Here is a 9,759-nt window from a genome sequence, read left to right as displayed (position 1 = left end):
CCCACACACCCATCAAGGCCCCCCATGACCGAAGCGTCTCCCCGTTACCTCCTGCTGACCGGCGCCAGCCGCGGCATCGGCCATGCCACGGTGAAGCTGTTCGGCGAGCGGGGCTGGCGGGTGCTGACCGTCTCGCGGCAGCCTTTCGACCTGGCCTGCCCCTGGCCTGGCGCCGGCGAGGGGCATATCCAGGCGGATCTCGCGAATATCGACGACATCGACCGGCTGGCGGCGGAGGTGCGGGCGCGGCTGCCGGGCGGGCAGCTGCATGCGCTGGTCAACAATGCCGGCATTTCGCCGAAAGGTCCGGGCGGCACGCGGCTGGGCGTGCGGGAGAGCGACGCCGAGACCTGGACCCGGGTGCTGAACGTCAACCTGGTCTCCACCTCGCTGCTGGCCCGCGCCCTGCTGCCGGAGCTCGAGGCGGCCAAGGGCGCCATCGTCAACGTCACCTCGATCGCAGGCTCCCGGGTGCATCCCTTCGCCGGCGTGGCCTATGCCGCGTCGAAGGCCGGGCTGGCGGCGCTGACCCGCGAATTCGCCCATGAATTCGGCCCGCGCGGGGTGCGCGCCAATGCCATCGCGCCCGGCGAGATCGCCACCTCGATCCTGTCGCCCGGCACGGACGCGCTGGTGCAGGAGCTGGTGCCGATGGCGCGGCTCGGCGACCCCCGGGAGGTGGCGGAGACCATCCACTTCCTCTGCACCGAGGCGAGTTCCTATATCAACGGCGCCGAGATCCATATCAACGGCGGCCAGCATGTCTGATCCTGCACCGCAACATTGGCTTTCGCGGGGCGTTTTCCGGTAAGGCTGCGACGCAACTGCCTTGACCTGGGACTTTCATCACCGTGACGCATGACGACCCCATCGCCCCCGCCCATCCGGCGGAAGCGGCCATCCTGGCCTCGGGCCTGCGGGTCGAGCCGCGCGAGATGCCCCAGCTGACCCGGCTGGTCGCCCGCCGCCTGCCGGCCGATCGGGACGCTGTGGCTGAGGCCCTGTGCCAGGTGCGGCGCAAGGCCTGGGCCTCGGCCGCCATGGCGATCGCCAACCGCGCCGGCCAGGTCTGGGTCCGCCGCGCCGAGGCCGATGCCGCCGCCGCCAGCCTGACCGACCCCGATGCCGGCGAGGAGGCGATCCGCGCCGCGCTGGACGCCGCCGTCCAGTCCCGCCTGCGCCAGGCCGCCGCCCGCCCCGGCGCCGCGCTGGAAATCGTCGAGGCCGAGCTGCAGGACATCACCGGCAGCGCGCTGTCGGCCGAGCGGCATGCCGCCCTGGCCCAGGCCGTCGCCCGCGCGCACGGGCTGGACGCGACCGAGACCGACCGCTTCGCCCGCGCCGCCGCCCATGTCGAGGAGCGCCGGCGCCAGGACTTCCGCCAGGCCGAGAAGGCCGCGCGCGAGAAGCGCCGCGAGGAGGTCGCCCGGCTCCGCGCCTGGGAGAAGAGCCTGGTCGGCATCGAGGGCATCCCGGGCCTGCTGCGCTGCTCGGAGCGCGAGGCGCTGCGCTGGGCCGGCGCCGGGCTGCTGCCGGTCGCCCGCCGCATCCCCGGCCGCGACGGGCGGGAGCGCTGGGAATTCGATCCGGCCGAGATCATCGCGCTGCGCCGCGAGCTGCCCGCCTGGCGCCGCGAGGCCGAGCGCGAGCGCGACCCGCGCGACGCCGGCCGGCAGAGCCCGCGCGCCGCCCGCGCCGCGGAGGAAGCCGCCGGCCGCGGCGGCAAGGCCGCCAATGCCGCCGTCGCCCGCGCCGCGGCGCTCGACCGCTATGCCGCGCATTTCGCCACCGCCCGCGCGCTGATCCGCCGCATCATCCTGGTCACCGGCCCGACCAACAGCGGCAAGAGCCACACCGCGCTCGACCGCCTGGCCCAGGCGGAAAGCGGCCTGGCGCTCGCGCCGCTGCGCCTGCTGGCGCATGAGTTCCGCGACGCGCTGGCCGCCCGCGGCGTGGAAGCCGCGCTGTCCACCGGCGAGGAGCGCATCCTGGCGCCCGGCAGCCGCCACCTGGCGGCCACCGTCGAGATGTGCCCCTTCCACATGCCGGTCGATGTCGCGATCATCGACGAGGCGCAGCTGCTGCATGACCGCGACCGCGGCGCCGCCTGGACCGCCGCGCTGATGGGCGTGCCCGCGCGCGAGGTCTATGTGCTGGGCGCGCCGGAATGCGTGCCCATGGTCAAGCGCATCGCCCAGCTCTGCGGCGACACGGTGGAGGAGATCACGCTGCAGCGGAAAGGCGCGCTGCATGCCTCCGACCGGCCGCTGCATGCCGGGGACCTGAAGACCGGCGACGCGCTGGTCGCCTTCTCCCGCCGCGACGTGATGGATCTGCGCGAGGGGCTGGTCGCCCGCGGCCGCAAGGTCGCCGTCGTCTACGGCGCGTTGTCGCCAGAGGTGCGCCGCGCCGAGGCTGCCCGCTTCCGCTCCGGCGAGGCCGATATCCTGGTCGCCACCGACGCCATCGGCATGGGGCTGAACCTGCCGATCCGCCGCGTCATCTTCTCCACCCTGCGCAAGTTCGACGGCGAGGAGCGCCGCGAGCTGAACAGCCAGGAGGTCAAGCAGATCGGCGGCCGCGCCGGGCGCTTCGGCCATCACGAGGGCGGCGTGGTCGCGGTGCTGGCCGGCGCCGGCGACCCGGGCTTCGTCCGCACCATGCTGGAGGCGCCCCCCGCGCCGCCGGCCGAGTTGCGCCCGCAGGTGCAGCCGGATGCCGACATCATCGCCGCCGTCGCCGCCGAGATCGGCTCCGACAGCCTGTTCGGCGTGCTCGCCCGGATCAAGCGCGCAGTGCTGCGCAAGGACGACCCGAACTACCGCCTGGCCGACCTGACGCAGCAGATGGCCATTGCCTCGGCGATCGACGGCGTCGCCGGCCTGTCGCTGATGGACCGCTGGACCTATGCCATGTGCCCGGTCGACGAGCGCGACAACGGCATCACCCGCCTCGCCCGCTGGGCGATCGACCACGGCGCCGGCCATGCCGTGCGCCCGCCGCTGGCCGGCCGCCTGCCGCCGCCCGACCGCGCCTCGGGCGAGGAGCTGCAGCGCTGCGAGAAGGTGCACAAGCGTCTGGTCGCCTGGCGCTGGCTGGCGCTGCGCTTCCCCCAGGCCTATCCGGACCTGGTCGAGGCCGAGACGGAGACCGACCGCCTGGACAGCTGGATCGAGGACGTCCTGCGCCAGCAGCGCCGCGCCCGCCGCGCCGCCTGAGGATTTTTCCTCCCACATTTCAGCACGGTAGACGCCACCGCACAAAATGTAGGCTCTCCTACATTTTGCGCTGCGGCGTCGCCGATGCTAGAGGCGGCGGCACCGGACCGGGAGCGCGGCATGGACGAGGACGAGGCGGAGATGACGGAGGCGCAGGAGGCCGCGCGGCACGCCTCCGCGCGCACCGCCCGCGCCAGCGCCCTGATGCAGGACTATGTCGAGCTGATCGACGACCTGCTGAGCAGCACCGGCGAGGCGCGCCCGACCGACATCGCCCGCCGCCTGGGCGTCTCGCATGCGACGGCGATCAAGACCATCGCCCGCCTGAAGCGCGAAGGCCTGGCGCATTCCAAGCCGTATCGCGGCGTCTTCCTGACCACCGCCGGCCACGCCCTGGCCAACGAGGTCCGTGCCCGGCACCGCGTTGTGGTCGATGTGCTGAAAGCCCTGGGCGTCCCGCCCGAAGTGGCCGAGATCGACGCGGAAGGCATCGAGCACCACGTCTCGGATGCGACCCTGGCCGCCTTCGAGAAGTTCCTGGGCCGCAGCTGAAAGACTGGGGGCTCCGCCCCCAGACCCCCGCCGGGGTGACCGTGTCACCCCGGACCCCGCCATCTGTTCATGAATGTGGGGGCCTGGGGGCATTCAATGCCCCCAGACTCTTTCCTTCACCCCGCGGCCAGAGCCTTCGCGAACACCGCCGGATCGACATTCCCCCCCGACAGCACGATCCCGATGGTCCGCCCCCGGGCGGGAATCTTCCCCGCCAGCAGCGCCGCCAGGGCGACCGAGCCGCCAGGCTCCACCACCACCTTCAGCGCCTCGAAGGCGAAGCGCATGGCGCGGAACACCTCCTCCGGGGTGACGGAGACGCCGCCGGCCAGGCGCGGCTGGTTGACCGCGAAGGTCAGCTCGCCCGGGCGCATCGACAGCAGCGCATCGCACAGGTTGAGGCCCTTGCCGTCATTGGCCAGGCGCTCGCCGGCGGCGAGCGACCGTGCGGTGTCGTCCCAGCCTTCCGGCTCGACGGCCCAGACTTCCGTGCCCGGCGAGGCGCCCTCGACGGCCAGCGCGCAGCCGGCGATCAGCCCGCCGCCGCCGGTGCAGACGGCCAGCGCGTCGAGCCTGTGGCCGGCGGCGCGGGCATCCTCGATCAGCTCGAGGGCCAGGCTGCCCTGGCCGGCGATGACATGCGGGTGGTCGAAGGGCGGCAGGACGGTGGCGCCGCGCTCGGCGGCCAGCTGGGCGGAGAGCGCCTCGCGGTCGGTGTTGTGGCGGTCGAAGAAGGTGATCTCGGCGCCCCAGCGGCGGGTGCTCTCGACCTTGATGGCCGGCGCGTCCTGCGGCATGGCGATCAGCGCGCGCACGCCCTCGGCGGCGGCGGCGGCGGCGATGGCCTGGCCGTGGTTGCCCGAGGAATGGGTGACCACCCCGCCCTGGCGCTGCGCCGCGTCCAGTTGCAGCACCGCGTTGGTGGCGCCGCGGAACTTGAAGCTGCCGGTGCGCTGCAGCGGCTCGGGCTTCACCAGCACGGTGCCGCCGGCCAGCTGGTCCAGCAGCGGGTGGCGCAGCATCGGCGTGCGCAGGACGCGGCCGGCCAGGCGCTGGGCGGCGGCCTCGACATCGGCATAGGTGGGAAGTGGCAGCGGGCTGATCGCGTTCATCGTGGGACAGGCCTTCAGGCGGGGACGGTCAGGAAGCGGCGGGGATCGACCAGGGGGATGACGGCGGCCAGCTCCCCCGGATCGGTCTCGTCGATCAGAGCGGCCAGCAGCCGGCCCTGGGCGGGGGCGGTCTGGATGCCGTAGCCGCCCTGGCCGATCATCTGGAAGAAGCCGGGCGCGCCGCCAGGGCCGATCGCCATGGAGCGGTCGGGCAGGAAGCTGCGCAGCCCGGCCCAGCGATGCTCGACGCGGCGGATGGCGATGTCCATCGCCTGGATCAGGCGGTCGACGGCGATGGCGATGTCGAGCTCGTCGGGCTGGGCGTCGCCGGGGTCGCAGTCGGTCTCGTCGGCCGGGGACAGCATCAGGCGCGTCGCGGCCTCGGGGCGGGCGTACCAGCTGGCGCCGATATCGCCGACCAGCGGCCAGGCGGCGACCGGCCAGGGGGCGGGATCGACGATCAGCGCGCTGCGCCGCTTCGGCTGCAGCCCGAGCCTCGGCAGCCCGGCCATGGCGGTGACCACGTCGCCCCAGGCGCCGGCGGCATTCACCAGGATGGGCGCGGCGAAGTTTTCTCCGGTTTCGGTCTGGACGTGCCAGAGGCCGCCGCGGCGCTCGATGCGGGCGGCGCGCTGGCTGGGCAGCACAACGGCGCCGGCCGCCTTCGCCATGCGCAGAAAACCCTGGTGCAGGCTGGCGACATCGATATCCAGCACGACGCGTTCCAGCGCCGCGGCCGCGGCATAGCCGGGGCGCAGGGCGGGGACGATCTTCCGTGCGTCTTCCGGCGAGATCGCCTGGAAGTCGGGCGTCTTCGCGATGGCCGCCTCGAGTTCGGCGACCTGGTCGGGCGGCGCCAGATGCAGCGCGCGGCGCGGCGCGGTCAGCGGGACCTCTGAGAAGCCCGGCGGTGGCGCGGTGAGGAAGCCGTGCGAGGCGCGGGTCAGGGCACGGCTGTCGGGATTGCCCCAGTTCGGCTCCCAGAGGGCTGCCGAGCGGCCGGTGCTGTGCAGGCCCGGGCGCTCCTCCGCCTCGAGCAGGGCGACGCGGCGGCGGGGCGCCAGATGGGCGGCGGCGCTGGCGCCCGCCATGCCGGCGCCGAGCACCAGCGCGTCGAAGAGTGGCCTCTGCATGGCGCGGCATCCTGGGCCGCGCATGAAAACCCCGCAAGTGGCCCGGGCCCTTGCCAACAATGATTGCCAGCCGCCCGGGGCAATGCCTAACCTCGGCCCTGCAACGAGTGGCCGCAAAGGCCCGGCGGCATCAAGCCGCCCGTGCGAGGAGGTTTCGGAATGGAAGGCAAAGGGATTCCCGGGGGGATTCCCCGGCGCACGCTGCTGCGCGCATCCGCGATCGGCGCGGCCGCCTCGGCGCTGCCCCTGGTCAATGTGCATGGCCAGACATCGGGCGGCCGCCTGGCGCTTGGCCTCTGGGACCACTGGGTCCCGGCCGGCAACGACGCCATGCGCAAGATCGTCACCGAATGGGGCCAGAAGAACCGGGTCGAGATCCAGCTGGATTTCATCACCTCGGTCGGCAACAAGAACCTGCTGACGATCGCCGCCGAGTCGCAGGCGCGGCAGGGCCATGACATGCTGTCCTTCCCGACCTGGGAGGTGCATGCCCAGGCCGAGAAGCTCGAGCCGCTCGACGACATCATGGGCCGGCTGAGCCAGAAATACGGCGCGCTGAACCCGATCGTCGAATATCTGGGCAAGGTCCAGGGCAAGTGGCGCGCGGTGCCGGCCATCTCGGGCAGCCAGAACAAGCCGGCGCTGGGCCGCATCGACCTCCTGAAGCAGCATGCCGGCATCGACATCCAGGAGATGTTCCCGGCCAATGCCAATCCCGGCAGCAAGGCGGCCGACTGGAACTGGGACACCTTCCTGCGCGCCGCCGAGGCCTGCCAGAAGGCGGGCGTCCCCTTCGGCCTGCCGGCCGGGCAGTTCACCGACGCCACCGACTGGATCGGCAGCCTGTTCCGCTCCTTCGGCGCCGAGCTGGTCAACGCCAAGGGCGACATCACCGCCAAGAGCGACGGCGTCCGCCGCGTGCTGGAATACAGCCAGAAGCTGTTCGCCTTCCTGCCGGCCGACGTCTTCTCCTGGGACGACGCCTCGAACAACCGGGCGCTGATCTCCGGCAAGTCGGCGCTGATCTTCAACCCGCCCTCCGCCTGGGCGGTGGCCAAGCGCGACGCGCCGCAGGTCTCCGAGCATTGCTGGACCTTCCCGGCGCCGGCCGGGGCGCAGGGGCGCTTCACCCCCTACCTGCCGTATTTCTGGGGCGTCTGGAGCTTCAGCCGCAACAAGGGCGCGGCCAAGGCGCTGGTCGAGTTCCTCAGCGAGCGCGAGCAGGCGGCCGCCATGGTCGCCGCCAGCAACGGCTACGACATCCCGCCCTTCACCAGCATGACCGACTTCGACACCTGGGAGAAGGAAGGGCCGCCGACCGGCGTCGTCTACAACTACCCGGTCAAGCCGCACCACAAGGCGGAGCAGTTCATCGCCTGCTACCCGGCGCCGCCGGAGATCGCGGTGCAGATGTACAACCAGGGCATCCAGGCGAAGATGATCGCCCGCGTCGTGCAGAACAAGGAGCCCATCGACCGCACCATCGCCTGGGCGGAACGGGAGCTGGAAGGCTTCAAGCGCGGCTGACCCCAGCCCGCCTGACCTTCGATCGGGCGCCGCCGCGGGGCTGATCCCCGGCGGCGGCGCCTGTCCCTTCTCCCGCAACCGCGAGGGAGTCTGGCATGTCCCAAGGCACGCTCTCTGCCCCTGTCGGCGCCGAGGCCACCGGCCGGCCGATGCTGCGCCGGCTGGCGCGGCGCAATTCCACCGTCGCCTTCCTGCTGACCCTGCCGCTGATCCTTCTGGTCTTGGGGCTGGTGGTCTATCCCTTCTTCTACGCCGTCTACCTGTCGATGCTGAACCGGCGGATGACCCGCTTCATTGGCTGGGACAATTTTACTTTCCTATTATCGCGGGAAACCTTCTGGAACGTCGTCTTCCAGTCGGTGCTCTTTGCCGTCTCGGCGGTGCTGCTGAAGGCCTTCATCGGCTTCGTCCTCGCCCATGTGCTGCACGCCCTGCCGTCCAAGGGCCAGCGCAAGTGGCGCGGCATGCTGCTGGTGCCCTGGGTCATCCCGCCGGCGATCTCGACCCTGGCCTGGTGGTGGCTGTTCGACCCCTCCTATTCCGCCTTCAACTGGGCGCTGCTGGGCATCGGCGTCGACCCCGTGCCCTGGCTGGGCGCGACCGGCTGGGCCCGCTTCTCGGTGATCCTGGTGAACGTCTGGTACGGCTCGCCCTTCTTCATGATCATGTATCTGGCGGCGCTGAAATCGGTGCCCGACCAGCTCTACGAGGCGGCGGCCATCGACGGCGCCACCGGCTGGCAGAAGCTGCGCCACGTGACCTTCCCGATGATGCGCAACGTCATCTCGATCACCGTGCTGTTCAGCCTGATCGTCACCTTCGCCAATTTCGACATCGTCCGCATCCTGACCAATGGCGGGCCGCAGGACACCACGCATGTCTTCGCGACCTATGCCTTCCAGGTCGGCATCCAGTCGGGCGACATCCCGCTCGGCGCCTCGGTCAGCCTGTTCATGTTCCCGCTGCTGGCGATCTTCGCCATCTTCACCCTGCGCGGGGTGAACAAGCGCTCGAAGGAGATGGCGTGATGAGCAGCACCACCGCCAACGCCATTCCCGCCCCCGAGGCGCGCCAGGGCAGCCTGAAGCGCGAGCGGCGCTGGGCGCTGATCGGCGCCTATATCGCGCTGGCCTTCTTCGTCGTCTTCTTCATGGTGCCGCCCTTCCACATGCTGGTCACCAGCCTGAAGAGCTCGGCCGAGATCGCCGATCTTTCCGGCAATCCCTGGATGGTCAGCAAGCCGACGCTGCAGAACTACTGGGAGCTGCTGACCCAGGGGAACTACCTGATCCATTTCCGCAACTCGGTGATGGTCACGGTGATCACGGTGATCGTCAGCATGATCATCTCGGTGATGGCGGCCTTCGCCCTGGCCCGCATGAAGTTCTGGGGCAGCGGCACGCTGGCGACCGGCGTCTTCCTCACCTACCTGGTGCCGGAGACGCTGCTGTTCATCCCGATGTTCCAGATCATCGGCGGGCTGGGCCTGTACAACAATCTCTGGGCCATGGTGCTGATCTTCCCGACGCTCACCGTGCCCTTCTGCACCTGGATCATGATCGGCTACTTCGCCTCGATCCCGAAGGAGCTGGACGAGGCCGCGCTGATCGACGGGGCCAGCCACCTGCAGATGCTCTGGAAGATCTTCATTCCCGTGGCGCTGCCGGGGATCCTGGCGGCGATGATCTTCGCCTTCACGGTGAGCTGGGCGGCCTTCATCTATCCGATCGCCTTCCTGGTCAGCTCGGACCAGATGGTGCTGACCGTCGGCATCGTCTCCGACCTGATCCGGGCCGACACCTTCCAATGGGGGAAGATCATGGCCGGCGCGCTGATGGCGGCGCTGCCGCCGCTGCTCGTCTACGCTTTCCTCATGGACTACTACATCGCCGGCCTGACCGCCGGCGCCACCAAAGGCTAAAGGGGGGAAATTAACGCATGGCCCAGGTAACGCTCCGCAAGGTCGTGAAGGCCTATGAAGGCGGCGTGCAGGCGGTGAAAGGCATCGACCTGGACATCGCCGACCATGAATTCGTCGTCCTGGTCGGCCCCTCCGGCTGCGGCAAGTCGACCACGCTGCGGATGATCGCGGGGCTCGAGGAAATCTCCGACGGCGAGATCGCCATCGGCGGCAAGGTCATCAACGACGTGCCGCCGCGCGACCGCGACATCGCCATGGTCTTCCAGAACTACGCGCTCTATCCGCACATGACGGTC

General features: G+C 70.8%; 9 protein-coding genes. 7 read left to right on the top strand and 2 right to left on the bottom strand.

Going from position 1 to position 9,759, the window contains the following annotated elements; genetic code table 11:
• Positions 1-24: 24 nt before the first annotated feature.
• The 3 genes from BKE38_RS20430 to mntR all read left to right on the top strand — a co-directional run bounded on the left by BKE38_RS20430 (position 25) and on the right by mntR (position 3,770).
• Positions 25-768 carry an SDR family NAD(P)-dependent oxidoreductase gene (locus BKE38_RS20430; protein WP_076959095.1) on the top strand — a complete coding sequence of 248 codons (744 nt, stop codon included), beginning with the start codon at positions 25-27 and terminating at the stop codon, positions 766-768.
• 77 nt (positions 769-845) lie between these two features.
• Positions 846-3,218 carry a helicase-related protein gene (locus BKE38_RS20425; RefSeq protein ID WP_408887430.1) on the top strand — a complete coding sequence of 791 codons (2,373 nt, stop codon included), beginning with the start codon at positions 846-848 and terminating at the stop codon, positions 3,216-3,218.
• A 120-nt stretch (positions 3,219-3,338) separates the two neighbouring features.
• On the top strand, positions 3,339-3,770 hold the full coding sequence (gene mntR / locus BKE38_RS20420; RefSeq protein ID WP_076959093.1) for a manganese-binding transcriptional regulator MntR: 432 nt from the start codon (positions 3,339-3,341) through the stop codon (positions 3,768-3,770).
• 116 nt (positions 3,771-3,886) lie between these two features.
• Here the strand turns inward: mntR and BKE38_RS20415 are convergent, their stop codons facing one another.
• Both BKE38_RS20415 and BKE38_RS20410 read right to left on the bottom strand, forming a co-directional pair.
• Complete coding sequence (locus tag BKE38_RS20415) at positions 3,887-4,882, bottom strand: threonine ammonia-lyase (RefSeq protein ID WP_076959092.1); 996 nt, start codon at positions 4,880-4,882, stop codon at positions 3,887-3,889.
• 14 nt (positions 4,883-4,896) lie between these two features.
• Complete coding sequence (locus BKE38_RS20410; RefSeq protein WP_076959091.1) at positions 4,897-6,015, bottom strand: NAD(P)/FAD-dependent oxidoreductase; 1,119 nt, start codon at positions 6,013-6,015, stop codon at positions 4,897-4,899.
• 159 nt (positions 6,016-6,174) lie between these two features.
• Between BKE38_RS20410 and BKE38_RS20405 the strand changes: the two genes are divergently transcribed.
• The 4 genes from BKE38_RS20405 to BKE38_RS20390 form a co-directional block, all read left to right on the top strand.
• A complete protein-coding gene (locus tag BKE38_RS20405; RefSeq protein ID WP_083747718.1) occupies positions 6,175-7,542 on the top strand; it encodes an ABC transporter substrate-binding protein in 1,368 nt (455 codons plus the stop codon).
• A 95-nt stretch (positions 7,543-7,637) separates the two neighbouring features.
• Positions 7,638-8,570 carry a carbohydrate ABC transporter permease gene (locus BKE38_RS20400; RefSeq protein WP_076959090.1) on the top strand — a complete coding sequence of 311 codons (933 nt, stop codon included), beginning with the start codon at positions 7,638-7,640 and terminating at the stop codon, positions 8,568-8,570.
• Positions 8,570-9,463 carry a carbohydrate ABC transporter permease gene (locus tag BKE38_RS20395; protein WP_076959089.1) on the top strand — a complete coding sequence of 298 codons (894 nt, stop codon included), beginning with the start codon at positions 8,570-8,572 and terminating at the stop codon, positions 9,461-9,463. The genes BKE38_RS20400 and BKE38_RS20395 overlap by 1 nt, the downstream gene beginning before the upstream one ends.
• Positions 9,464-9,480: 17 nt before the next feature.
• Positions 9,481-9,759, top strand: a 279-nt coding sequence (locus tag BKE38_RS20390) for an ATP-binding cassette domain-containing protein (protein WP_131829670.1), incomplete at its 3' end; no start/stop codon positions are given.

It is taken from the genome of Teichococcus deserti, assembly GCF_001982615.1.
In the GTDB taxonomy this organism is placed as follows: Bacteria; Pseudomonadota; Alphaproteobacteria; order Acetobacterales; family Acetobacteraceae; genus Pseudoroseomonas; species Pseudoroseomonas deserti.
Note: the sequence above shows the minus strand (reverse complement) of the source record. Positions and strands in the feature narration are given on the sequence as shown.